Genomic DNA, 24008 nt, shown 5'->3' on the forward strand with positions numbered 1-24008 from the left:
TCGTCTTTCAGATTGCAGTTGCAGGGGTGAACCCTTTGGGCACACCAGCTTTGACAAAAGTGCCATGGGTCGGCTCATCGCCCAGATGGGAGGCCATGACAGCGCGCGCTTCCAGCAGCAGATCAAGGTTGATGCCCGTGCGCACGCCCATGGATTCCAGCATGAACACAAGGTCCTCGGTCACAACATTTCCCGTGGCGCCGGGGGCATAGGGACAGCCGCCCAAGCCCCCTTGCGCGCCGTCCAGCGTGGTGGCCCCCGCCTCGAACGCGGCAAAGCAATTGGCAAGGCCAAGCCCGCGTGTGTCGTGGAAATGCGCGCCGACGGGCAAGTCATCCGCCATATCGACGACGTGGCGATAGACCCGTTTGACTTGCGCTGGATTTCCATATCCCACCGTATCGGCAAGGCCGATCTTGTCCGCCCCCAGCGCCTTGAGCTGTTCGGCATAGTGGAACACATCGGCCTCGGGCACAGTGCCCTGTATCGTGCAGCCAAAGCAGGTCGCGAGCCCGCCTGAGACGCGGATGTGTTCGGCGCCAGGGGTGTCATTGCGTGCGGCCACAATACCGGCGAATTCTTCCAGCGATTGCTCGCGCGTCTTGCGTACATTGTTGAGGTTGTGCGGCTCCGACGCCGACATCACAAAGTTGATCTGATCGGCCCCGGCGGCGATGGCGTTTTGCGCGCCGCGCAGGTTTGGGACCAGCACGCTGATCGAAAAGCCGCCGATCTTTTTGGCTTCGGCTACCAACTCGGCCGTGTCCGCCAGTTGCGGCATCAGCTTGGGCGGCACGAAGCTGCCCACCTGAATTTGGGGCATGCCCGCTGCGGCCAGCGCCTTGATCCATGCGATCTTGGCCTGCGTCGGCATGATGATGTCGGTGGCTTGCAACCCGTCGCGGGGCCCGACCTCTTGCACGGTGATATCTCGGTCCGGTGTCATGCCGCTTCCATTTCATAGATGGCAGCAGGATCGCCCAAAGCGTCCAGATCAGGTGTGGTGCCGTGGCCGGGCGTGGAATGCGGGGACAGGAACCCGTTTTGGTTGCGCGGTGCGGTGCCGTTGCAGATGTCGATATCGACCAGATCTTCGACCGACCACGACGACAAACGATTTGCGGTGGGCGTGGAGCTGGCCAGATGCAACACCGCCATGTCTTCCAATCCACAGCCGCCAAGGCCCTCAATATGCATCTGCCAGCCGACACTGACACCAAAGTCTCGGATCTGTCTTGCGCGGGTCAGACCGCCTGCGCGTCCCGGTTTGACTTTGACACCCTGTGCCGCGCCCAAAGACCACGCCCGCAAATGATCGTCGAAGGTAAATAGGCATTCATCCAGCATGATGGGGTTGGCCACACGACCCGCCACCAACGCACATTCCGAGATGCCGTCGCAGGGCTGTTCGACCCAATGCGTGGTCTGCGTCGCATTCAACACCTGCATCGCTACGCCTGGCGTCCATCCCCGATTTGCATCCCACGTGATACACTCGCCCGCGGGCAAGGCTGCGTCCACGGCACGAATGCGTTCGATATCAAGGGCCGGGTTGAGATCACCAAGTTTGATGGAATGGGCGCGCACACCACGAGCACTGCAAATCTTCATTCTAGCGACCATGTCGTCGGGATCACCCGCAGACACGGAACCAGTCATTTCAACCGCGTCCGGCCCATCGCCGCCAAACAATTGCCATAACGGCAGGCCAGAAACTTTGCCCAAGATATCCCAACAAGCGATATCCAGCCCCGATTTCACATAAGGATGGCCGGGCAAGGCCGCATCCATCACCCGGTTGATATGCTCCAGCCCCAACGGGTTTTCACCGATTAGGTCCGGTGCCACTGTTTCCAGACCGGCCCGCACGCCTGGTCCATGCGCAGGCAGATAGCGCGACCCCCAAGGGCACGCCTCGCCCCAGCCGCTGACACCTTCATCGGTGTCGATGCGGATCAGGGTGCTGTCGATCGATGTCACCTTGAGCCGCCCGCCCCGCAGGAAATACGGGTCGGTCAGCGGGATTGGAACCGCCCAGCAGGTGATGCGCGTGATCTTCATGTCACTTGCCCTTAAATACCGGGGCGCGCTTCTCGTTGAACGCGTTGATCGCCTCGACCCGGTCTTCGGTGCCGACAAGGCGGTTGTAGGCCTCAAGTTCAAACTGAAAGCCGGTGTGCGGGTCCATGTTCTGCGCCACGGACATCGCCCGTTTGGCCCGCAGGGTCGACAGCGGCGCATTGGCGGCGATCTTGCGGGCTGTGGCGCGAGTCTCGTCCAACAGATCGGCGTAGGGCACAACTTTATTGACCAGCCCCCAATCCAGCGCGTCCTGGGCCGAGAACGGCTCGCCCGTCAGGATCAACTCCTTGGCGCGGCGTTCGCCCAAGGCGCGGGGCAGGTTCTGGGTTCCGGTGCAGCCCGGCATGATGCCCAGCTTGACCTCGGTCAGGGCAAAGCGGGCATGGTCAGCCGCATAGATGAAATCGCAGTTGAGCGCGGTCTCCAACCCGCCTGCATAGGCCACACCGTTCACAGCGGCGATCACGGGCACGGGGCAGTCGCGTAGGGCCATCATGTTCTGCTCGAAGACGGCGTGCTGCTTGTGCCAATCCGCTTCGGACATGGTCTTGCGCTCTTTCAGATCGCCCCCTGCACTAAACGCCTTGTCGCCGCGCGCCGTCAGGATCACGACACGGATGTCCTCCTGATCGACATAGAGCGACCGCATCACTTCCATCTGGTCCAGCGCCATCTGGGTGTTGCGCGCATTGCGCACTTCGGGCCGGTCGAACATCACCATCAACACATGATCATCGGTGCGCTCAACATGCAGGGTCTCGTAGTCCATACGCATGGGCGTCAGGCTCCTTTCAGCCGGGCGGTCTGTGCGCCGATGGCCGGGGGGGTGCTGCGCAGCGCCGGGCGCGCGCCGTCGAAACTGATGGGCAGACTGACCAGATCGGCGGCCCCGCCCTCGACCGATTGCATTATGCCAAGCGCCTTGGTTTGCGGGTCGTCCAACATCTCGGTGATCGTGCACACTTTGGCGCAGGGCACCCCGGCAGTGTTCAAAAGTGCGCCCCAATGATCGCGGGATTGGCGTGCAATCAGGGGCACCAAGATCGTGTTCAACGCGGCCAGATTGGCATAACGATTCTGGTTGGTGTCAAAACGCGCATCCTCCAACAGGTCAGGCTGCTCCAACGCCTCGCACAATTTTTCAAACAGCCGGTCATTGGGGGCCGAAATCACCAGATGCCCGTCATTGCATTCATAGGCCTGATAGGGCGCCATGCCGCGCGCGCCTGACCCGACCTTTTCTGGATTCTTGCCATCGACCTGCACCATCGCTGCCTGATTTGCGACCCAAGCCACCGCCGTTTCGTAAAGTGAGCCGTCCAGAACACAGCCCTGCCCTGTGGCCTGCCGCCGGTAAAGCGCAGCAAGAACACCAATGGCCCCCCACATGCCGGACCCCATATCCACGATGCTGACGCCCACGCGTACGGGCGGGCGGTCAGGCTCTCCGGTCACGGACATGATACCTGCGGCGGCCTGCATCAGTGGATCATAGCCCGGTTCCTGTGCCCGTGGCCCCTGCGCACCAAAGGCCCCAAGATTGAAATAGATCAGGCGCGGGTTCTCCAGCTGCAAGGCCACGCCGTCCAGCCCGAGTTCCGCGATCTTGCCAGGGCGCATGTTCTGGATCACCACGTCGGCCCGTTCTGCGCAAAACGCCTTGAGCCAATCGCGCTCAGCCGTGTTGCGTAGATCTACCACCACGCTTTCCTTGTTGGCGTTCAGCGCTTCGAAGAACGAGGATCGACCATCGGAAAACAGCCGCCCCCATTGCCGCGCGTCGTCACCGCGCGCACTTTCCACCTTGATCACACGCGCGCCCAGACAACCCAGAATCCACGACCCGTAAGGCGCCGCGACACTGGTGCCGATTTCGACAACGGTGATCCCGTACAAAGGGCGTGTGGCGTCGGTCATTCGGCGGCCCCGCGCAGTGGTTCCGCACCCCAGCCGCTCAGGTTTGGCGACAACTCCACATCTTCCCGCAGGAACGGCACCACGTCAGGGTCCCCGAGCCCCAGATCGCGGGCAAATTTGTGCCCCGCAAAAATGGCCGATGCGATGGTGGCGGGGGCCTGGCAATCACCGATTGCGACGATGCGTTGCGTGCTTTGGCCTGCGCTGAGCGATCGGAACAGCGTATCGTTTGGCGTCTGACCGGCGACCATGATCACGGCGTCACAGGCGATATCCCGTGCGTCGGTGCCAAAGACACCAACAGCGCTGACATAGCCTGCGCCCAAAGCCGTCACCGTCGTCAGTGGCACAATCTGCACCCCCAGTTCCGCCATGCGGCGCTGAATATGCGCAATCTCAAGTGACATTTGCGAGAAGCCCGCGAACTGCGCCGCAGGTGTCAGGATCGTGACCGTACAGCCCTGCTTGACCAGCGCCTCTGCCACGACCGAGCCCATATAGAAGTGATCGTCATCATAGATGACGATATGCCCCGAGACCTGAACACCGGCCATGATATCGTCCGGTGTCAACACATTGGCATCAGCCGTCGTCGCAACAGGCGTGCGCAGATGGCGGCCAACACCGTCGCGTCGCCAGCGCGATCCGGTGGCCACGGCGACAAGGCTGCATTCGGTCTCGGCCACCTCATCCTGGCCCATCTGACTGTCGAGGAACACGTCCACATTGGTCATCTTCTGGATCTGCTGGACCCGGTGATCGCGCACGCGAGCCCAGGCGCTTAGCCCCGGCAGGCGGCTTTCCAATGTCACACGTCCACCGAGTTCGGTGCGCGCCTCGGCCAACAGCACCTGATAGCCGCGCTGCCCCATGGCCCGCGCTGCCTCCAGCCCCGCTGGCCCCGCGCCCACGATCAGAACCGTATCGTCCGTGGATTTGTGCGCGATGTATTCGGGATGCCAACCGCGCCGCCATTCCTCGCTCATCGTGGGGTTTTGCGTGCAGCGGATCGGCGCGCCCAGATAGTTGTTGGTCACACACATGTTGCAGCCAATACACTCGCGTATGTCCTCAAGCGCGCCGGTACGGATTTTCTCGGGCAGGAACGGATCGGCGATGGACGGACGGGCAGCGCCAATCATATCCAGCACGCCCCGCCTGATCTGCCCCACCATCGTGTCGGGCGAGGTAAAACGGCCCACGCCCACAACGGGTTTGGTCGTCACCCGTTTGACGAAATCAACATAGGCTTCCTGCCGCCCCTCCTCGCCAAAGCGCGAGGTGATGGAATCCTGCGCCCAGCCGCTCACATTCACGTCCCAGATGTCGGGCAACTCGGCCAACATCTCGACCACCTCGCGCCCTTCGCCGTCCGCGCATATGCCCGCAGGTCCGATCAACTCATCGACGGAGAACCGAACGCCGACCGCGCAGCGATCCCCGATGGCCTCCTTCGCCACCTCGATCAACTCGCGCAGCAGACGCACCCGGTTTTCCAGCGATCCACCATATTCGTCGCCACGCGTGTTGTGCTTGCGCGAGATGAAGTGGAATGGCAGCGCCAGATCGTGCGCGGCGTAAATGTTCACGATATCAAACCCGGCCTTCACCGCGTTCAGCGCCGCCGCCCGCGTCCAGCGGTGCAACGCCTTGATATCGGCCTTGTCGATGGCGCGGGTGTGGGTGGGGAAATTGCCAAAGGCGGCCCCGCCCGATGGGGAAAAGGGCAATTCGCGGCTGATGATGTTTGGCGTGATATAGCCATTATGAGCCAGCATCAGCCCGGCCAGACTGCCATGTTCGTGAACCATGTCCGTCATGCGGGCCAGGATCGGGATGTCCTGTTCGTCCCAGAGCCGGACATTGCGCGTGTTGTCTGAGGTGTAGTGGAAATCGCACTGCTCGGCAAAGACGACACCCCAGCCGCCTTCCGCCTTGACCCCGCGCATCACGGCCATGGACGTGGGATAGGTGCGGCCCATACCGTTGCATTGCGGTGTCTGGTAAAATCGGTTGCGGCTGGTGACAGGCCCAATCTGAACCGGTTCAAACAGTATGTCGTAGCGGGGATCTCGCACCGCGCGCCTCCCATCGATTGATACTAGGTAAAATTTATTGAACTGGGGTCAATGTCAACGTAAAACGACAGGGAGTTCCACCGACTGCGACTCAAGGAAAGGCACCCCCTTGACCGACACCGCCCAGTACCCTCATCTTTTGTCGCCCTTGCAAGTCGGGTCGGTCACCTTGCGCAACCGGATCGTATCGACGGGACACGGCACGCGGCTGGCCTCGGGCCGGATCGCAAGCGAGGCACTCATTGCGTATCACGAGGCGCGGGCCAAAGGCGGTGCCGGGCTGATCATCACCGAAGCCGCGATGATCGACGAGGAAGGGGTCTATTCCGAAAGCCATCTGGTCGTGGACACCGACAAGGTGATCCCGTCGCTGGCACGTCTTGCGGATGCCGTGCACGCTCATGGGGCCAAGCTTTTTGGTCAGGTCTTTCATCTGGGGCTTGAACAGATGTCGGAACTGGACGGGCGCCGCGCGGCGGCACTTGGGCCATCTGGCGGCATGTCCGAACGCTATCACGTGTCGGGGCGCGTGATGCCCAAGGCTAAGATCAAGCAACTGATCCAGAAATTCGGCACTGCCGCGGCGCGCATGAGAACAGCAGGGTTCGACGGGATCGAAGTGGCCGCCAGCCACGGCTATCTGATTGCGCAATTCCTGTCGCCACAGATCAATCAACGCACCGACGAATACGGCGGCTCGGACGAAAACCGGCTGCGCTTCCTGCTTGAGGTGCTGGCCGAGATACGTGCGCAAGTCGGCCCCGACATGCCCATCGGCGTGCGGATATCCGGGGATGAACTGGCAAGTGATGGTCTGACGCCGGACGAGGTTTTGGGCGTGTGCGACAGGCTGGAGGCGCAGGGCGGTGTGGCCTATTTCAACGTCACGTCCGGCTCGTCCCGTCAGGCTGGTTCGGCGATCCATATCGTGCCGCCCATGAGCACGGATATGGCCCTGACCGCCGGATATGCCGCGGAGATCAAGAAACGGGTGTCCGCGCCCGTCATGGCAGTGGGTCGGATCAATCACGCTGGCACTGCCGAAGATGTGCTGTCCTCGGATCAGGCTGATTTCTGCGGGATGACACGGGCGCTGATCACGGACCCCGAGTTCCCCAACAAACTGATGGCCGGTCAGGCCAATGACGTCCGGGTGTGTATCGGATGCAACCAAGCCTGCATTGATCGCATGCACCGGGGCTATGGCGTGTCGTGCATTCAGCATCCTGAAACGGGTCGCGAATTGAAATTCGGCACCGTTACGACGGCCCCTCAGCCCAAGACCGTTCTGATCGCAGGGGGCGGTCCCGGTGGGCTCAAGGCGGCTGCGGCCGCGGCAGCGCGTGGGCACAAGGTTACATTATACGAAGCGTCAGGGCGGCTTGGTGGGCAGGCGCAGATCGCACAGCTGCTGCCCCGACGCGCAGAGTTCGGCGGCATCATCGGCAATCTGGAACGCGAAGCGCGCGCCGCCGGTGCCGACATCAAGCTGAACACAAAAGTCGACCGCGCCATGATCGAAGCGGCAAACCCGGACGCCGTCATCATTGCAACAGGCGCGAAGACATTCCGTCCCGAGCTGGACGGGATTGATGAGGCGCATGTCCTTGATGCGTGGGAGGTCCTGGAGAGCCGTGCCAACATAGGCGGGCGCGTCGTCATCGCGGACTGGCGCTGTGACTGGATCGGTCTGGGGTTAGCCGAAAAGCTGGCCAAGGACGGATGTTCGGTGCGCCTTGTCTCCACCGGTCATGTCGCGGGCGAGATGATCCCGAAATACATGCGCGACCTGTGGCTGGGCGAAATGCACAAGCTGGGTGTGGACCTGATCCCGATGGCCCGCCTGTTCGGAGTGGATGACGACAGCGTCTATTTCCAGCACATCGCAAGCCATGAACCCGTCATCTGTGAGGATGTCGATACCGTGGTTCTTGCCCAAGGGCATCGCCCGGTGACGCAGTTGGAAGAGAGCCTTTCGGACTGGACGGGCAAAGTACATGTGATTGGCGACGCCTTGGCTGCGCGCACCGCGGAAGAGGCGGTGCTGGAGGGATTGGAAGCCGGGGCCGCGCCCTGAGACAGGAAGAGGTAAGACGTTGGATGCTGCTTTGACCGATCTGAAGGCTCTGCGCCACGATGTTGAACGCGGCTGGGGTCTGCCAGTGACAAGCTACTCGGATCAGGACTGGCTGTGCCGCGAACGCGCCGCCATCTTTGACAAGTCTTGGTATTACATCGGTATGTCGCAAACGATCCCCGCGCCGGGCGATGTGATGCTGGGACATGCCGGACGCATCCCCGTCATCGTTTCGCGTGATCAATCCGGCACGCTGCACGCCATGGCCAACGTGTGCAGGCATCGCGGCCACCCCGTCTGCCTCAAACCGGGGCAGCATCGGGTGCTAAGCTGCCCCTATCACGGCTGGACATACGGGCTTGATGGCCGCCTGCGCGGCGCGCCGGGCAGCGAGGATGAGGCCGATTTCGACAAAGCCGAGTTTGGACTTAGGAAACTGAGCATCGACACGTGGGGGCCGATGATCTTTGTCTCTGCCGACCCGGACGCACGCCCCCTGATCGAACATTACCCCGCCTTCCCAGATGTCGCCGCGCAGCGCGATTTCAACTTGGATCCCGACGCCTACACATACCACCGCCGCTACCAAGCGACGGCCAAGGCGAATTGGAAGATCTGGTATGACAACAGCCTCGAATGCTTTCACTGCCCCCATGTGCACGGCAGTTCCTTCAACGATGCCTATGCCGTGGACGCCGCAGATTACGAGTGCCTGATCGAAGATCGTGTCGTCAGCTACCACTTCCCGCCGAAACCGCAGCGCAATGCCAACCAGCTGCAAGTCACATGGAACAAGCACCTGCATCTGTTCCCCGGCTTTTTCGTCACGCAGCAGGACGACATCATGCTGGTGCACCAGATGCGGGTAATCGACGCGGACACCACCCATGTCTACTGGGACATCCTTGCTGAAAAGGGTGCTGATCCCGCGCGGGTCAAGGCGTGGTGCAAGATCTGGGAAGATACGCTTGTGGAAGACAAGCTGGCCGTGGAAGCCGTTCATGCCAACGTAAACGCCCAAACCTTTACCGCCAATCGGTACATGAACAGCCGCGAACCGGTGCCACAGAACATCAACCGCTGGGTTCTGGATGCGCTTGGGGCACAGACGTCGTGACATGATCGGGCCGGTCTTTGCCATGTCGGACCGCTGCCAATCGCGCGGCTATGTGGCGGCCAATGGTATGCTTTTTGGCGTGGCCGCGTCCCGCGGATTTGACGACCTGGATCGACCCGGCGACATCACAGACCACGCATATGGCGCATTCGAACGCATGCAGACGGTGTTGCACGAGGCGTGGTTCGACCTCTGCGATGTCTGCGCCGTCACGGTCTACCTTGCCGACGTGCACCGCGACGCAAACACCTTCAACACCGTGTGGCAACGCGTCTTTGCAGGTCACGCACCGGCGCGCTGCTGTGTCGGTGCAGTGTTGCAGGGCGGCCTGCTGGTCGAGATGTCATTTACGGCCGTGCGCGCCTGACAGGGCAGATCGTGTACAAAGTCAATTATTGACAAGTAAGAAATTATTTTTATCAATAATCAAACGATACAGCCGGAGAGGTCTCATGTCGCATCCGTTTCCGCATAGCGTTCTCGACAACATTTCAAAGCCCATCGAAGAGGCCCGAGGTTTGCCGAACAACGCCTTCATCGACCCTGCCTTTTTGCAATTGGAGAACGAAACTCTGTTCCGGCGACACTGGGTTTTTGCAGGCAGACAAAGCGAGATACCAAACCCCGGTGACATCAAGATGGTCGACATTGCTGACCAGCCCCTTTTGCTGGTGCGGGGCAAGGACAATGCGGTGCGCGCCTTCTACAACGTCTGCCCGCACAGGGGTGCTCAGATCGTGACGGAGGATCGGACGGGCGCGCGGGTCATTGCCTGCAAATACCACGCGTGGACCTTCGAACTGGAGGGACCGCTGCGGGCCCGGGCGCATTTCAATGGCCCGAACAAACATGCCAAGGCGGATGCGAGTGACCCGAACTGTCCCAGCCTGTATCCGGTGGTCAGCGACACATGGTACGACGCCATCTTCGTCAACCTCGATGGGAATGCTGGCCCCCTGAAGGATCATCTGGACCCGGTGCTCCGCCAGGCCGAAGGGTTCGACATCAGCCAATTTCAGTATACCCGCACCGTCGAAGGGGAATTCGACTCCAACTGGAAACTCACGGTCGAGAACTGGTCTGACGTTTATCACGTCTTTGCCGTTCACCCGACATTGAACAAGATCATGGACGCCGACGCCCGCACCGGGATGGAGACGGACCGGAACCTGATCTACTGCCGCTGGGGCTATGACGCAGACACGTTGGCGCGCGAGGTTTTGCCCATCGCGCAAGGGCTGCAAGGGCAAGCGCGCAATACCTCGTTCATGGGGCACCTGTTTCCCGCCCTGTGCATCAGCTTTCATCCTGCGGCCTTCCTGTTGTGGGACTACAAGCCGCTGGCGCATGACCGGACCAAAGTGAAGCTGCACATTTACGCGGCGGGCGATGCCGCCACGAACCCGGCTGTTCAGAAACATCTGGATGACCGCGTTGAGTATTACACCGGCCTGAATGGCGAAGACGACGAAGTGTGCCGCCTGATGCAGCGCGGACGACGCGCCGACGGATATGATGGCGGGCGGTTTGCCCCCTACTGGGACAAGGGCACACTGCACCTTGCGCAACTTGTGCTGGACGCGGTGTCCTGACCGTTAGCGGGTTGTTGCGCGTCACCCATTTGTCGTAAACTCTGTCGGATGACAGACCGTTCCACAGATCCAGTTCCCGGTGCCTTGGCCGAACGCGAAGTGCTTTCCGTGCTGGAGCCGTCCACAGAACGCGGTGATGATGACAAAAGCCTGATCGGCAACGAAGTCCGGTTCTGGCGCAAGGAACGCAGCCTGACCGGATCGAAGCTTGCCAAGCTGTCGGACATCACGCCAGGCATGCTGACCAAGATTGAACAGGGCAAGGTTGCGCCATCCATCCAGACCTTGCTGTCGATTTCCAATGCTTTGAACGTCCCGATCTCGATGTTCTTTCATCGCATCGAGAAAAGCAGATACGTGTCTTTCGTGCCCGCGGACAAACGGATGCAGGTCGACAAGCGCGGCACGCGTGCGGGGCATCTGTATGAAATGCTGGGTCACAACACCGGCCAATCCATCGCGATAGAGCCATTTTTCGTCACCTATGATCAGGACTCAGAGCCGTTTTCCACATTTCAGGAAGAGGGCTACAAGTTCATCTACATGGTGTCGGGTCACATCGTTTACCGTCACGGGGCTCGGTATTTCCCGCTGCATGCGGGCGACTCGTTGATCTTTGACGCCATGGCCCCCCATGGCCCGGCCGAATTGAAGGAACTGCCGTCGACCCTTTTGTCGGTGGCCGTGTCGTCTCGGTACGACCCCGGGCTGCGCTAGCCCCTATCTGTAATTGACTTGCAGGAAATAAGATGTCGTATTTGTTAATATGGCATCTGTGACACTCCGTCCTTGATTGCCGTATCTCATTTGAGAAAGGCGTGACGATGTCCAACAGCCCGCCCATCGCAGGGATCATTACCCCGCCCGACTGGTATGATCCGACACCGGAGCGGTTTCGGGACTTGGCGACAACACCGGTCCGTGTGCAACAGACCCTGATGCCTGCGGTCAGCTTCGATTTCAGCCTCGACAGCATCGCCGCCAGCGAACCTGAGATGCAGGTTGCTGCCCGGTCCCTCGGGCGCACGGGCTGCAAGGCCATTGTTCTCAGCGGGACGCCCTTTACCTGGGCACATGATCCGACCGAAGCGGGCGCACGCGCCTTGCAGGCAAGGTTGTCGCGGGCTGCAGGCCACATTCCCTTTGTGTTTCCGGGCCTCGCCATTGTCGACGCCTGCCGGTCGCTGGGGATCAAGCGTCCTGCGTGCTGCACAACGTACTACCCCGCGGACTGGCGCGATGGCTGGGCGGGCTTTTTGCGCGATTGCGGGTTGGGCCCGAATGTTGTGCTGTCGATGGATCAGCTTGACATGGTGCCAACCATAAATGCGGTTTCTGAACAGGGTTGGACACTCTCCGCCGACGATATTGTCGCCTCGGCCCGTGCCGTTCGACGGGCCGATCCGGATGCAGACGGTATGCTGATCACCGGTGCGGGTGCCAGCACATACGGATTGATCAACGACATGGAACGGGAGTTCGGAATACCGGTGATCGGCGCGGATGGGGCCATTCTTTGGGGCCTCGCCCGGGCAATGGATATTGAGCTTGCCTACGGCTGCCTTGGACAAGTGACCAACGCGCCGATGCCCAGCCCGTCCGCGTGACATTGATCATGTCACGCCAGAAAAGGTGAACCTTCAGGAAGCGTAAGCAAAATGCCGACCGCCACAGGCGCTACGCAAAAGAAATATCAACAGACCCAAACGCGCCGAAATCTGCCGTGATATCGCTCCCAGAAGGGCATTCGACCGGCCGAATGAAACTGCCTGACAGGATGATCTGACCCGGTTCAATGCTTTGGCCGTAGCCCGCCATGCGGCGGGCGAGCCACACAACACTTTCCACCGGGTCGTTCAGCACACCCGCGCCCAGACCGGTTTCCTCGACCTCACCATTCTTCGACGTGATCGCCCCGACCCAGCGCAGGTCGAACGCATCCACTGCGTGCCTTTGCGGACCCAGCACAACGCCCGCATTGGCCGCGTTGTCGCTGATCGTGTCAAAGACGGTGCGCGTCTTGCCCGTCTCCGCATCCACCCGCGTAATCCGCGTGTCGAGGATTTCGATGGATGGGGCCACGTAATCCGTGGCCGCCAGCACGTCCGCGCGGGTCACCTCTGCACCTGCAAGAGGCGCTTTCATCACAAAGGCAATCTCCGCCTCGATCCGGGGTTGGATGAACCGACCGTTGGGCACCGCAGCGCCATGCTCGAACACCATGTCGTTAAACAAAATCCCGCTGTCGGGGATGTCGATGTTCAGCGCGTATTGCATCGCCTTGGACGTCAGTCCGATCTTCCAGCCCACGACGGACCGGCCCTGTTTCAGCTTGGCCTGGTAAATAGCGTTCTGGATGGCATAGGCGTCGTCCATCCCCATCTCCGGATGGCGTTTCGTGAGCAAGCCAATCTGCGTGCCTGACGCCTCGGCCTCCAGCAAATCGGCGGCGGCCTGTGCGTGATCTTCGGGGGTCATACCACCTCGTCCTCTACCGTATTGCGCAGGGTTCCAATGGTGTTCACCTCCACCTCGACCACGTCGCCGGGCTTCAGAAATTGCGGTGGGTCCAGCCGCGCACCGGACCCTGTGGGTGTGCCGGTGACGATGATGTCACCCGGCAGCAATTCCATGAAGGTCGAGATATATTCGATCTCCCGCCGGATCGGATGCATCATGCGAGACAGCACATCGTCCTGTCTCACCTCACCATTCACGCGGGTGATGATGCGGGCATCATCCAGCTGAGACGCATCCGTAAATGGCACCAGCCATGGGCCAAGGGCTGCGGAGCGATCCCAGTTCTTGCCTTGGGTGACGTTGAACTTCGCGTGCCGCACCCAGTCGCGAATGGTCCCTTCGTTGCAAATGGTCAGCGCCGCGATGTGGTCATAGGCATCGGCTTGCGCGATCCGACGACCCGCCTTGCCAATGACAATTGCCACCTCGCCTTCGTAATCCAGTTGGTGACTTTCCGGGGGGCGGATCAGTGGGCGATCATGCCCGGTGAACCCACTGGCAAAGCGCGGAAACAGCGACATGAACTTGGGCTGTTCGCTGCCGTCCTTGTACTCGGCATTGCGATCCGGGAAGTTCACGCCAACGCACAGGATACGTCGCGCACCCGGCAGGACCATGTCGTAGCTGACTTGCGCATGCGTCACAGATTGCCCGACGGCGGCTTGCACCAGTTGCTCCAAACCACCCGCCACAACCGCATCGAACAGCGTCGGCCACTGCGGAAATGCGTCGTTCAGGGCAATCATACCGGCATCGGTGACCGCGCCATAGAAGCTGTCGCCGCCAGCGGAGTAGCTTGCCAAACGCGCACTCATGGCGCGATGATCGGGGTGGCCTGCATGTCCGACTCCTGTGTTTCCACGCCTCCAAAGATCGTGCCATGTTCAAACCAGCTGCGCGGCGCGGGTGCGCCCCACAGCGTCTGGCGCTGCGGGTCCTTCAAGTCCCATTTGATCGGCTCAAGGTCCGGATCAACAGTCTGATAATCCGAACAATAAATCTCGATCCGGTGGCCGTCAGGGTCGAGGATATACAGGAAGAACGCGTTGGAAATCCCATGCCGGCCCGGCCCGCGTTCGATGTTGCTGACATACCCCGTGGTCGCCATCAGATCGAGCAGATCGATGATGTTCAACGGTGTCGGCACCCAAAACGCGACATGGTGCAATCGGGGGCCGGTTCCGTTGGTAAACGCCATGTCATGCACGCCGCCCTTGCGGTGCATCCACGCGGCCCAAAGCCGTTTACTCTCGTCATCCTCTGTATATTCGGTCACGCGAAAGCCCATGTCGGAATAGAATGCGACAGACGCGTCCACATCCGGGCTGAAACAGTTGAAGTGATCAATGCGCAGCGGCTTCACCCCGCGGTACAGCGCGTATTTCTGGTGGATGGGCGCAAGCCGATCCATCTTGTGATAAAATTCCAGCGGGATACCATGGTTGTCCGAGGTCAGCAGCGTGCGCCCCTGATACGGACGATCCACCCATTCGGTGGGGCGGCCCTTGCCTTGAAAAAACGCCTCTGCCCGGTCCAGATCATCTTCATCAAGGGTCTTGAATCCCATCACCTCGACCGTGCCCGGCTCATCGGATTTCTGCAGGATGATACAGTGGTGGCCACGTTCCTCCATCGCGCGCAGGTAGACGTGGCTGTCGTCTTCATCCGTGATTTGCAGGCCCAGCGTGTCACAGTAAAAGGCCTTGGACGCCGCCAAATCAGCGACGTTCAGGCAGACATGGCTCAGGCGGATGGTGTTGAAATCCGGGTAAAGGTTCGGTGCAGGCACAGGCATCAGAGCGCTCCCAATTTGGTGATCTTGTGCTGGCCGGTGGCAAAGCCGATATGCTTTTGCTCCATGTAAAACTCGAAGGACCAGTCGCCGCCGTCGCGTCCAATGCCGCTCGCTTTGACCCCGCCGAAGGGGGTGGGCAGGTGGCGCACATTCTCGGAATTCACCCAGATCATCCCCGCCTCCAGCTTGTCCGTAAAGCGCAGGGCGCGGGTCAGATCGTTGGTCCAGACATACCCTGTCAGACCGTAGGGCGTATCGTTGGCCATCTGCAACGCCTCCTCCTCGGAGCCGAAGGGGATTGAGGTCAGAACGGGGCCAAAGATTTCCTCCTGCGCGATGGTCATGTCATTGCTGGCATCGGTAAAGAGCGTGGGTTTGATGAAATATCCCTCATCGCCCATGGCCTCCCCACCTGCCGCGATGGTGGCACCATCCGTCCTCGCAATATCGAAATAACTGGTGACCTTGTTGAAATGCTCCTCGCTCACAAGTGGGCCAATCTCGGTCGCAGGGTCAAGCGGATGCCCGACCTTGATATTGTTGACCCGCGCCACCAGCTTGGCCTCGAATTCCGCCCGGATTGTGTCCTGTATCAACAGCCGGGACGAGGACGTGCAGCGTTCCCCGTTGATCGAATAGATCATGAAGATCACGGCATCGAGCGCGCGGTCCAGATCGGCATCGTCAAAGACAATGACCGGGTTCTTGCCACCCAGCTCCAGATGGTTCCGCTTGAGCGTATCGGCACCCTGTTTGGTGATCAGCGACCCCGTTCGGCTTTCGCCCACAAAGGCGATGGCGCGGATCTTGGGGTGTTCGCAGAGCGCCTTGCCCGCGTCCTCTCCAAACCCGTTCACGGTGTTCAGAACGCCCGGCGGCAGGCCCGCTTCCTCCGCAATCTCGACCAGCAGACGGGCTGTCAGGGGCGACGCCTCAGCCGGTTTGTGAACGACGGTGCAACCCGCGGCAAGCGCAGGCGCGATCTTCCAAGTGGACAGCATGAAGGGCGTATTCCACGGCGTGATCACGCCCACCGGGCCAATCGGCACACGGGTGGTGATGTTCATCAACGTGGGCGATTTCAGGTGCTGACCGTCCCTTGCCTGTACGACCTGATCTGCGAAATAGCGGAAATTCTCGGCTCCGCGCAACGCGGCCTTGGACATGAACTTGTAGGCCTGCCCCGTGTCCCAACACTCGCATAGTGCAATCTCTTCCGCCCGCGCCTCGATCCCTTCGGCTATGCGGATCAGGATCTTGCGCCGCTCGGTCGCTGGCAGGTCGCGCCAGTCTGCAAAGGCATCGTGGGCCGCCTTCGCTGCCGCATCAATATCCGCCGTCGTGCCGCGCGCAACATCGCAAATCACGCTCTTGTCGACCGGAGAGATCGTCTGGAACACGCCCCCCGCCCCGGCCTCATCCTCCCCTGCGATCCGGTTTTGGATGCCCGTGTTCTGGAACCGCTCAAGATAGCCGTTCAGTTTGGCGATGTTGTCGTCCAGCACGGACATGGCGCCTCCGATCATTTCATTAACATGTTAATTGTTGCGAAGTTAAGTAAATCTGTGTTGAACTGTCAAGACCGACCAACCCCGAGGCTGCATGACGAAAACGCTCCCCTCCACGTCCCGCTCCCTGCCCATCGCGCTGATCCGCGCGCGCGAAGGGGTGATGGCCCCAATCCGCGAAATGCTGGCCGAGACCGGGATCACGGAACAGCAATGGCGCGTACTGCGAGTACTGGCGGAGTTCGGCGTGATGGATGCCAAGACGCTCGCTGATCGGTCCAGCCTGCTGTTTCCCAGCCTGACCCGCATAGCGGCGACCTTGCGGGACAAAGGGTTGGTGACGCAAACCCGCGATGACAAGGACCGCCGCCGCCAGTTTATCCAGATCACGCAGGCCGGGCAAAAGATCATCGACGACCGCGCAGGTCAGGCGGCACAGATCGTGGCAGGGTTCAAATCCACGCTCGGCGCGCGGGAGTATGAAACATTGCTTGATCTGCTCGCCCGCCTTGATCCGGGGGCTGATGGCTAGCGTTTGACTGTACCGTCCGCACACCACGCATCGAAAATCTCCAACGCCTTATCGGCAAATTCCGGATCATTGATGTGACAGCCGATGCGGTGTTGCTGCACATGCGCGGGCAAAGCGCGCTCCAACGCGGCCAGAAACACAGCCAACCCTTCGGCATTGTGCAAATCCGCCCCGTCCCGGTCCCATTCGCCCAGACCATGCTCCGGCAGGATCATCGCAACCGGCCCGGTGGCCCCTGCCAATTGCCGGGCATGGGCGTGAGCCACCTTTTTGCGTTCGTCCATGTCCAGAACAACGGACGACAACAAGCGGTTGTGGGCGTGCTGCATGTGGTCCGCCCACTTGTCCGCAATCGGCTGCCAGCCCACCACATCGACCAGATCATAGCACCCCGGGGCCACAATCTGTGGCGTGCCACGCGCGCCCGCATTCGTCAGCCGATCCGCCCCGGCCGAGATGTTGGAACCGTGAATATGATTGCCCAGCTCTTGCGTGCAGAAGTCAAAGACGCAGGCAAAGGCCCCCTGCCCGGCAAGGCTTTCGAACGCGCGCCCCCCCATGCCCGTGGCATGGAACACAGCGACTTCAAAACCGCGCGCCTCAAGCGCAGGCTTTAACGGGACCACGTATTTCAGGGCCGACGTACCCAGTGACATCATCCCGATCAGTGGCTTGTCAGGGTCGGGCATCTGCACCGCCCGGGCGGCCCCCAGCACAGCCCCCGCGGCCTGAGACAGCGACGCCTTACATACCGCATTCAAGCCATACAGCCCGCCAGCCCACAGGATCATCTGCGCATCCGCAGGCAGCCGTTCGGCAGGAATAAGCGGGGAAAAGGAAACGGTGGATACAATGTATTTGGGCACCCCAAGCGGCAGGGCCGACGCAACATCAAGCGCCAGATCGGTGCCCATCGTGCCGCCCAGTACGATCATCCCGTCAAACGCTCCCTCCGCATAGAGGCGCGCAGCCAGCAGGCTCGCACCCTTCGCCATGATCTGCATTGCGTGGTTTTCGTCGCCACTGTCGATGGCAGCCTGAATGGAACTGCCACCCTCACCCGCAACATCATGCTTGGAATAATCGGTGGGCGCAGACGGGTCGCCCAGCACGGACACATCCATTGTGACAACCCGCCCGCCCTGATCCCGGATCACACCGGCAAGAAAGCTCAGCTCGTCATCCTTGGTGTCATAGGTGCCGATCACCAGAATGGTCTTGTCGGTCATGGGGCGCTCCTGACGTCTGCTGCGCGCCTATTCAGACCACACAGCCATCTTCCGGTCGATGGTTTTGCGCGACACACCCAGCCGGCGCGCCGCCTCGGCCCGGTTGCCATCGCATAGGTCAAGCATGCGCAGGATGTGACGCTGCACGACAAGATCAAGGTTCTCGATGGCCTGCGCGCCCGTGACACTACCGCCGCCCGAGAACTCTTCGGGGAAGGCCCCAAGAATGACCGACCGCTCAATCAGATTGCGCAACTCGCGCACATTGCCGGGCCAGTCGTAGCGGCGCAGTTTCAACAGCGTTTCCTCGTCCAACTCAAGCGAGGGCATGGCCAGCGAGGCCGAAAACTGCGCCATGAAATGCGCGGCCAGTTCGACAATATCCTCCATCCGGTCCTTGAGGGGCGGCATGTCGATCTTGACCACGTGAATACGGTGATACAGGTCCGCGCGGAAGCGACCAGCCGCCACCGACGCCTCGATGTCATCATTGGTTGCGAACAGGAATCGAACGTTCAGCGGGATCTCCCGTTCCGCCCCCACTGGTCGCACCTTCTTATCCTCCAGAACGCGCAACAGGGCGGCCTGAACCGTCTCAGGCATCTGCGCAATCTCATCAAGCAGCAGCGACCCCCCATCCGCCAACAGCAAAAGGCCGGGCTTCAGACGATCTTCGGCCTCGACCACGCCAAACAACTCTTCGGCAAAACGGTCGGGTTGGATTGTGGCGCAGTTCACGGGAACAAAGGGGGCGTCCGCCCGGTCGGACGCATCATGCAAATGCCGCGCAGCCATCTCCTTTCCTGTTCCACTGGCCCCGGTGAACAACACCGGCGTGGGCAAGGGGGCCAGACGCGCCAGCATCGCACGCACGTCTTCCATGGGTTCGGAATTGCCCAGCAGCTTGCCATGTCCGTTGCCCGACGACAGTTCGCGCCGCAGCAGCGTGTTGTCCCGTTGCAGGTACTTGCGATCCAGCGTGCGGGCCACAGCGCCCAAAATCTGGTTTGCGCGGAACGGTTTAAGCACAAAGTCACTGACCCCGGCGCGCAAGGCGGCAATGGCCGTTTCCAGATCTGCATAGGCGGTGATCAGGATCGCGTCGGCAAAGAACCCCTTGCGCTTCTGTTCGGTCAGCCAATCAAGGCCCGTGCCACCCGGCATCAAATTATCAAGGATCACCAAGTCGTATTGCGCCTCGTCCAGCGCCTTGGTCGCCTGCGCGGGCGAGCCGACGGCCTCGACCCGCTTGACCCGAGGTTCCAGCGTCTTGGTCAGAAAATGCCGCATGCCCGGCTCGTCATCGATCACAAGGATCGACGCCCCGGCAAGGGACTTGCCATAGATGTCGGGAGTCGAGCGCGGCGCGTTCATGGCTTCAGTCCAGCCTTACGGCGTCACCCGAATGCACGGCATCCGCAGAAAACCCCATCTCCTGCAGCACGAAATACGAGCCGACCGAGATTGCGATCATCGCGGCAAAGCCCATCATCATGGCTTTCATGTTCAGTCCTCCTTGGTTGCCGTGCGCAGAAACGCAATCAGATCAGCCCGGTCCTGCGGTTCGGCAATCACCTGCATCGGCATCTTAGAGCCGGGGATGTAATGGTCAGGCCCTTGGTCAAAGAGCGCATCAATGGTGGTGTCGTCCCACACAATGTCCGAACCATCAAGGATTGGCGAGTAGCGATAACCATCGACCACCCCTGCCCTGCGCCCGAACACATTGTGCAGCGTCGGCCCTGCCTTGCGCGACGGGCCGTTCTCAAGACTGTGGCAGATCGAGCATTTGCGCATGAACTGCCGCTCGCCATTGCTCATCGTCTCGGCATCGCGCAGGAAACTGCGCTGTTCCCCTCCGGCGGGATCGTACGTGTCAAGCAAGGCAACAGGCCAGGCATAGATCACGTCGTCGATCCCCCCGGCATGGATCACCGTGCCATCGTTTGAAAACGCCAGCGCCCAAACCGGCCCCTGTCGCATGGCGCGAAAGTCGCGCGTGATCTGCCACGTTTTTGTGTCGATCATCATGATGAAGCCCTGCCCATCCCCAACCGCGAGCTGTCCAGAGGGCGCGTGGTGGTCCATCGACAGGATCGGGCGACGATCAAGGGTCAAATCGACAAGCTCGTCTTCGCTTGTCAGATCGATGATCCGCGTTGCCCCATCCAAAGCGCCATAGGCAAGCCAGTCATCCGCAACAACAATCCGGTTAATGCCAAAGCCCTGATTGGCGATGATACGGGACCCGTCGCCTTCCCAAACCCGCACCGTTCCATCGGATGAGGCGGAATAAAGCGTGCCATCGGGCGAAAAAGCCACGTCTGTGACATTTGACCGGTGGCCCAGCAGGTCTCCGCCAATCTTAACCGACGGCGGGTCGTCATTGCTGTCCAGCGCGTCGAAAAAGCTCAAAAGGCGGATGGAACCATCCCAACTGGCGATGGCAACACGGCTCTGATCCGGTGAGATGGCGATGCCGCTGATCTTGCCTTTCATTTTGGTGAGTTCGTACGGCTCGGACTGCCCCGCGCGCCACATCAGCACCCGAAAGTCGTCCCCGCCGGAAAAGGCCACCGGCCCCGCCTGATAATTCAGGGCCGTCACCGCGGCGTCATGCCCCTCCAACCATTGCGGGCCGGGCCAGACCCCAACCGAATTGTCAAAGCTGGCCGAGGCAAGCGTCCCATCGGGCGACACATCAAGCGCCATGATCGGCCCACCATGTCCCTTGTAGGTGGTGAACTCCTGCGCGCCGGCGGGCAGCGCGAGGCACACAAGCAGGCTACTCAGCAGGCGTCGCATTTTTCGGGGCATCTTTGGGGGCCGCCTCGCCTTTCTTTTGCAACTCTTCCAGCCACAGCGAATGGTGCTGTTTGGCCCAGGCCTCGTCCACCTCGCCCGTGCCCATGGCGTCATACGCCCCTTCCATGCCGACCGACCCGATATAGATGTGCGCGATGATGATCGCCATCAGCACGAAGGCGACAATGGCGTGCCACGCTTGGGCGTACTGCATCTCTTCATGCGGGGCGAGGGCCGTGGGCAGCGGCCCATAGATCGGCAGACTTTCGATCCCTACGCTGCGCATCAGATCAAAGGTCTTCATGAACATCGGCAGCTCGAACGGGAACAGCAGCGACACCCCGGACAGGGAAATCGAGCCCCCCAGCAGGATCACGGACCAGAAGATGATTTTCTGGCCACCGTTGAACTTCTTGGCGGGGGGGTGCTTGGACCCGACAATGCCACCGGCCTGCGCAAACCACGTGATGTCGGTGCGGTTCGGGATGTTGTGCCAGACCCACATCACGAACACCGCAAACAGCGCCACGATAAAGGCCCACGCCACGTTGTTGTGGATGTATTTCGACGCCAGCAGCAGCGTGGCGTTGAAATCCTTTGAGATGTAGGGCGCGATGAACATGCGCCCGAACAGGGTCAGAAGGCCGGTGATGCCCAGCAGAATGAAGGATCCGGCCAGCAGCCAATGCGCCGCCCGCTCCATCGTCTTGAACCGGGTGACGGTGCGCCCGGTCTTTTCGTAATCCAGCTTGACCCGACCGCGCAGGACAAAGAACACAAGCAGCAGCGCAATGGTCCCCAGCAACAGATAGCCGCCGTATTTGGCGAGCGGACCCTCGCGGAACTCCAGCCACGCCATGCCGCCATCCTGCATCAGGACCGACGCAACCTCGCCCCCCGATGACACGGTGATGTCGGCAGACCCATAGCGCAACGCACGCCACAGATCGGGATCGGATGCACCACCAAGCGTGCCCAACTGCCCCGACAGATCGCGCGCGGCACTTGCAGCATCGCCTGTTCTGGGTGCGACCTCTTCGCCGCGTTGACGCGCCAGAATGTCCTCGAGCGTTTGCGCCCCGCCCGTGGCAGACCGATCTGTCACTGTCTCCTGTGCCGACACCATAGGCGCCGAGACGGGCAGCAGCCCAAGGCAAAGAACCAAAACCAGAAACGCTCTTAGCATGTCATGTCTCTCCGTTTGCCGCGGGCGGGTGCGGCGTTAGCTGTCGATACTGATCAACTCGATGGTGAAATTCAGGACTTCATTCGGACCGATGGATTGCCCGGCCCCTTGGGTCCCATAGGCGGCCTCGGACGGGATCCAGACCTCCCACGTGGCACCGGGCTTCATCAGTTGCAGCGCTTCCTGCCAGCCACGGATCACCCCATTGACCGGAAAGGACGCAGGCGTGCCACGGGCAATGGAACTGTCAAAGACAGTGCCCGTCAAAAGTCGACCTTCATAGTGCACGGTCACGGAGTCTGTCGCGGCGGGGCTCTCGCCTGACCCTTCTTCGATGACCTTGTACTGCAGGCCGCTTTCGGTGGTGATCACGCCATCCTCGTCGCGGTTGGCGTCAAGGAAGGTATTCCCCTCTGCCAGCGCTGTTTCTCCGCGGGCTTGCGCCTGCTCTTCAGCCTTGGCGCTCAGCGCGGCAAAGGCGGCTTGTATTTCAGCGTCATCCAATCGAGGTGCCGTCCCATCCAGCCGATCCTGAATGGCCAGCGCCAGCGCGTCGACATCAAAGTCGGGAATGCCTTGCGACGCCAGTTGCTGGCCGATCTGCAGGCCTATGCCATAGGCGACGCGCGCCTCGACGGTGTCAAGCGCAGGGGCGTCTTGCGCCATGGTCGGAGCTGCTGCGGACAGGGCCACGGTCAGAACCAGCGCGGAAGTGAAACGATGCATGGGAAGCCTTTCAAGAAACGGAAACATCATACGATCGTTGCTAGCGCCTCTGCGCGATGAACCCAAATAAACAGAAGCGGAGCGCGCGGAACTCCGCTGCGGGCCGTGTTTGGAAAAGGGGCGCCACGCGGCGCCCGATTTCATGACTGTGATCGCCCGGGCAGCCTTACCGCTGCCCGGGTTTGGGGGACTGTCGGCGCGTGGGTTGGGCACACTGGCCGACGATCCCTTTCGTTTAGCCGTCCTGACGGCCGTAGGCTGAACCCCAGCCCCACGCGCCCGAGCCGAAGCCACGGGCCACCACACGCTCGCGGTAGATGGCCGACACAACGTCGCCATCACCGGCCAGCAGCGCCTTGGTCGAACACATCTCGGCGCAGATGGGCAGCTTGCCCTCGGCGATCCGGTTGCGCCCGTACTTGGCGAACTCCGCGGTGGAGTGGGTTTCTTCGGGACCACCGGCGCAGAAGGTACATTTGTCCATCTTGCCGCGGGAGCCGAAGTTGCCGGCCTGCGGGAATTGCGGCGCGCCAAAGGGGCACGCGTAGAAGCAATATCCACACCCGATGCAGAGGTCCTTGGAGTGCAGAACCACTCCTTCCTCGTTCTGGTAAAAGCAGTCTACCGGGCAGACCGCCATACAAGGTGCATCGGAACAGTGCATGCAGGCCACGGAAATCGACCGTTCGCCGGGATCACCATCATTGATGGTCACCACGCGGCGGCGGTTGATGCCCCAGGGCACTTCATGCTCGTTCTTACACGCCGTGACGCAAGCGTTGCATTCAATGCAGCGCTCGGCGTCGCACAGGAACTTGGCTCTCGCCTGTCCTCCTAATGCCAT

At 61.0% G+C, this 24008-nt stretch carries 23 protein-coding genes; 7 read left to right on the forward strand and 16 right to left on the reverse strand.

What is annotated here, in order from left to right; translation table 11 throughout:
* Positions 1-7: 7 nt before the first annotated feature.
* Genes Q1A32_RS22925 through Q1A32_RS22945 form a run of 5 tightly spaced genes read right to left on the reverse strand, consistent with a single transcriptional unit; the run spans position 8 to position 6077 of the window.
* Positions 8-946, reverse strand: coding sequence for a hydroxymethylglutaryl-CoA lyase (locus tag Q1A32_RS22925; protein WP_299658119.1), 939 nt, complete (start codon positions 944-946; stop codon positions 8-10).
* On the reverse strand, positions 943-2061 hold the full coding sequence (locus Q1A32_RS22930) for a mandelate racemase/muconate lactonizing enzyme family protein (RefSeq protein WP_299658121.1): 1119 nt from the start codon (positions 2059-2061) through the stop codon (positions 943-945). The genes Q1A32_RS22925 and Q1A32_RS22930 overlap by 4 nt, the downstream gene beginning before the upstream one ends.
* Before the next feature lies 1 nt (position 2062).
* Positions 2063-2857 (reverse strand): enoyl-CoA hydratase/isomerase family protein, encoded by a 795-nt coding sequence (locus tag Q1A32_RS22935; RefSeq protein WP_299658123.1) that lies wholly within the window; start codon positions 2855-2857, stop codon positions 2063-2065.
* Between the two features lie 5 nt (positions 2858-2862).
* Entirely contained in the window at positions 2863-3999 is a 1137-nt protein-coding gene (locus Q1A32_RS22940; protein WP_299658125.1) for a CaiB/BaiF CoA-transferase family protein, read from the reverse strand.
* Positions 3996-6077: an FAD-dependent oxidoreductase gene (locus Q1A32_RS22945; RefSeq protein ID WP_299658127.1), complete on the reverse strand. Its 2082-nt coding sequence runs from the start codon at positions 6075-6077 to the stop codon at positions 3996-3998. The genes Q1A32_RS22940 and Q1A32_RS22945 overlap by 4 nt, the downstream gene beginning before the upstream one ends.
* A gap of 109 nt (positions 6078-6186) precedes the next feature.
* Between Q1A32_RS22945 and Q1A32_RS22950 the strand changes: the two genes are divergently transcribed.
* The 6 genes from Q1A32_RS22950 to Q1A32_RS22975 all read left to right on the forward strand — a co-directional run bounded on the left by Q1A32_RS22950 (position 6187) and on the right by Q1A32_RS22975 (position 12470).
* Complete coding sequence (locus Q1A32_RS22950; protein ID WP_299658129.1) at positions 6187-8154, forward strand: FAD-dependent oxidoreductase; 1968 nt, start codon at positions 6187-6189, stop codon at positions 8152-8154.
* 31 nt (positions 8155-8185) lie between these two features.
* On the forward strand, positions 8186-9271 hold the full coding sequence (locus Q1A32_RS22955) for an aromatic ring-hydroxylating dioxygenase subunit alpha (RefSeq protein ID WP_299658131.1): 1086 nt from the start codon (positions 8186-8188) through the stop codon (positions 9269-9271).
* A gap of 1 nt (position 9272) precedes the next feature.
* The gene (locus Q1A32_RS22960; protein WP_299658133.1) at positions 9273-9638 is read left to right on the forward strand and encodes a RidA family protein; all 366 of its coding nucleotides are present in this window, start codon (positions 9273-9275) and stop codon (positions 9636-9638) included.
* 85 nt (positions 9639-9723) lie between these two features.
* The gene (locus tag Q1A32_RS22965) at positions 9724-10863 is read left to right on the forward strand and encodes an aromatic ring-hydroxylating dioxygenase subunit alpha (RefSeq protein WP_299658135.1); all 1140 of its coding nucleotides are present in this window, start codon (positions 9724-9726) and stop codon (positions 10861-10863) included.
* Between the two features lie 48 nt (positions 10864-10911).
* Positions 10912-11580, forward strand: coding sequence for a helix-turn-helix transcriptional regulator (locus tag Q1A32_RS22970; protein ID WP_299658137.1), 669 nt, complete (start codon positions 10912-10914; stop codon positions 11578-11580).
* A gap of 107 nt (positions 11581-11687) precedes the next feature.
* Complete coding sequence (locus tag Q1A32_RS22975; protein ID WP_299658140.1) at positions 11688-12470, forward strand: hypothetical protein; 783 nt, start codon at positions 11688-11690, stop codon at positions 12468-12470.
* Positions 12471-12540: 70 nt separating this feature from the next.
* On the opposite strand, the gene hpaH is transcribed toward Q1A32_RS22975, so the two are convergent.
* From hpaH to hpaE, 4 genes are read right to left on the reverse strand one after another with little or no spacing between them, the layout of a single operon-like run.
* Positions 12541-13341: a 2-oxo-hept-4-ene-1,7-dioate hydratase gene (gene hpaH / locus Q1A32_RS22980; RefSeq protein ID WP_299658142.1), complete on the reverse strand. Its 801-nt coding sequence runs from the start codon at positions 13339-13341 to the stop codon at positions 12541-12543.
* Positions 13338-14198: a fumarylacetoacetate hydrolase family protein gene (locus Q1A32_RS22985; protein WP_299658144.1), complete on the reverse strand. Its 861-nt coding sequence runs from the start codon at positions 14196-14198 to the stop codon at positions 13338-13340. The genes hpaH and Q1A32_RS22985 overlap by 4 nt, the downstream gene beginning before the upstream one ends.
* Positions 14195-15178 carry a 3,4-dihydroxyphenylacetate 2,3-dioxygenase gene (hpaD, locus tag Q1A32_RS22990; protein ID WP_299658146.1) on the reverse strand — a complete coding sequence of 328 codons (984 nt, stop codon included), beginning with the start codon at positions 15176-15178 and terminating at the stop codon, positions 14195-14197. Before hpaD ends, Q1A32_RS22985 begins: the two co-directional genes overlap by 4 nt.
* Positions 15178-16689 (reverse strand): 5-carboxymethyl-2-hydroxymuconate semialdehyde dehydrogenase, encoded by a 1512-nt coding sequence (gene hpaE, locus Q1A32_RS22995; protein ID WP_299658148.1) that lies wholly within the window; start codon positions 16687-16689, stop codon positions 15178-15180. The genes hpaD and hpaE overlap by 1 nt, the downstream gene beginning before the upstream one ends.
* Positions 16690-16780: 91 nt before the next feature.
* On the opposite strand from hpaE, the gene hpaR reads away from it, so the two are divergent.
* Positions 16781-17218, forward strand: a complete 438-nt coding sequence (gene hpaR, locus Q1A32_RS23000; protein WP_299658150.1) for a homoprotocatechuate degradation operon regulator HpaR — start codon at positions 16781-16783, stop codon at positions 17216-17218.
* Here hpaR and Q1A32_RS23005 read toward each other — a convergent pair.
* The 7 genes from Q1A32_RS23005 to fdh3B all read right to left on the reverse strand — a co-directional run bounded on the left by Q1A32_RS23005 (position 17215) and on the right by fdh3B (position 24008).
* Positions 17215-18447, reverse strand: coding sequence for a Tm-1-like ATP-binding domain-containing protein (locus tag Q1A32_RS23005; protein ID WP_299658152.1), 1233 nt, complete (start codon positions 18445-18447; stop codon positions 17215-17217). The two genes, hpaR and Q1A32_RS23005, sit on opposite strands and share 4 nt — an antisense overlap.
* 27 nt (positions 18448-18474) lie before the next feature.
* Positions 18475-19821: a sigma-54 dependent transcriptional regulator gene (locus Q1A32_RS23010; protein WP_299658155.1), complete on the reverse strand. Its 1347-nt coding sequence runs from the start codon at positions 19819-19821 to the stop codon at positions 18475-18477.
* 4 nt (positions 19822-19825) lie between these two features.
* Positions 19826-19951: a hypothetical protein gene (locus Q1A32_RS23015; RefSeq protein ID WP_299616143.1), complete on the reverse strand. Its 126-nt coding sequence runs from the start codon at positions 19949-19951 to the stop codon at positions 19826-19828.
* 2 nt (positions 19952-19953) lie between these two features.
* On the reverse strand, positions 19954-21252 hold the full coding sequence (locus Q1A32_RS23020) for a c-type cytochrome (RefSeq protein ID WP_299658157.1): 1299 nt from the start codon (positions 21250-21252) through the stop codon (positions 19954-19956).
* Positions 21233-22438: a formate dehydrogenase subunit gamma gene (locus Q1A32_RS23025; RefSeq protein WP_299658159.1), complete on the reverse strand. Its 1206-nt coding sequence runs from the start codon at positions 22436-22438 to the stop codon at positions 21233-21235. The genes Q1A32_RS23020 and Q1A32_RS23025 overlap by 20 nt, the downstream gene beginning before the upstream one ends.
* A 36-nt stretch (positions 22439-22474) precedes the next feature.
* On the reverse strand, positions 22475-23164 hold the full coding sequence (locus tag Q1A32_RS23030; RefSeq protein ID WP_299658161.1) for an FKBP-type peptidyl-prolyl cis-trans isomerase: 690 nt from the start codon (positions 23162-23164) through the stop codon (positions 22475-22477).
* Between the two features lie 235 nt (positions 23165-23399).
* Positions 23400-24008 (reverse strand): formate dehydrogenase FDH3 subunit beta, encoded by a 609-nt coding sequence (gene fdh3B / locus Q1A32_RS23035; protein WP_039689579.1) that lies wholly within the window; start codon positions 24006-24008, stop codon positions 23400-23402.

The organism is uncultured Tateyamaria sp. (assembly GCF_947503415.1).
GTDB lineage: Bacteria > Pseudomonadota > Alphaproteobacteria > Rhodobacterales > Rhodobacteraceae > Tateyamaria.

Coding starts and splice junctions, on each gene's coding strand:
- Q1A32_RS22925 (WP_299658119.1), bottom strand. CDS start 946: ATGACACCGGACCGAGATATCACCGTGCAAGAGGTCGGGCCCCGCGAC.
- Q1A32_RS23020 (WP_299658157.1), bottom strand. CDS start 21,252: ATGCGACGCCTGCTGAGTAGCCTGCTTGTGTGCCTCGCGCTGCCCGCC.
- Q1A32_RS23025 (WP_299658159.1), bottom strand. CDS start 22,438: ATGCTAAGAGCGTTTCTGGTTTTGGTTCTTTGCCTTGGGCTGCTGCCC.
- fdh3B (WP_039689579.1), bottom strand. CDS start 24,008: ATGGCATTAGGAGGACAGGCGAGAGCCAAGTTCCTGTGCGACGCCGAG.
- Q1A32_RS22940 (WP_299658125.1), bottom strand. CDS start 3,999: ATGACCGACGCCACACGCCCTTTGTACGGGATCACCGTTGTCGAAATC.
- hpaH (WP_299658142.1), bottom strand. CDS start 13,341: ATGACCCCCGAAGATCACGCACAGGCCGCCGCCGATTTGCTGGAGGCC.
- hpaD (WP_299658146.1), bottom strand. CDS start 15,178: ATGCCTGTGCCTGCACCGAACCTTTACCCGGATTTCAACACCATCCGC.
- hpaR (WP_299658150.1), top strand. CDS start 16,781: ATGACGAAAACGCTCCCCTCCACGTCCCGCTCCCTGCCCATCGCGCTG.
- Q1A32_RS23010 (WP_299658155.1), bottom strand. CDS start 19,821: ATGAACGCGCCGCGCTCGACTCCCGACATCTATGGCAAGTCCCTTGCC.
- Q1A32_RS22985 (WP_299658144.1), bottom strand. CDS start 14,198: ATGAGTGCGCGTTTGGCAAGCTACTCCGCTGGCGGCGACAGCTTCTAT.
- Q1A32_RS22970 (WP_299658137.1), top strand. CDS start 10,912: ATGACAGACCGTTCCACAGATCCAGTTCCCGGTGCCTTGGCCGAACGC.
- Q1A32_RS23015 (WP_299616143.1), bottom strand. CDS start 19,951: ATGAAAGCCATGATGATGGGCTTTGCCGCGATGATCGCAATCTCGGTC.
- Q1A32_RS22975 (WP_299658140.1), top strand. CDS start 11,688: ATGTCCAACAGCCCGCCCATCGCAGGGATCATTACCCCGCCCGACTGG.
- Q1A32_RS22935 (WP_299658123.1), bottom strand. CDS start 2,857: ATGCGTATGGACTACGAGACCCTGCATGTTGAGCGCACCGATGATCAT.
- Q1A32_RS23030 (WP_299658161.1), bottom strand. CDS start 23,164: ATGCATCGTTTCACTTCCGCGCTGGTTCTGACCGTGGCCCTGTCCGCA.
- Q1A32_RS22965 (WP_299658135.1), top strand. CDS start 9,724: ATGTCGCATCCGTTTCCGCATAGCGTTCTCGACAACATTTCAAAGCCC.
- Q1A32_RS23005 (WP_299658152.1), bottom strand. CDS start 18,447: ATGACCGACAAGACCATTCTGGTGATCGGCACCTATGACACCAAGGAT.
- hpaE (WP_299658148.1), bottom strand. CDS start 16,689: ATGTCCGTGCTGGACGACAACATCGCCAAACTGAACGGCTATCTTGAG.
- Q1A32_RS22960 (WP_299658133.1), top strand. CDS start 9,273: ATGATCGGGCCGGTCTTTGCCATGTCGGACCGCTGCCAATCGCGCGGC.
- Q1A32_RS22930 (WP_299658121.1), bottom strand. CDS start 2,061: ATGAAGATCACGCGCATCACCTGCTGGGCGGTTCCAATCCCGCTGACC.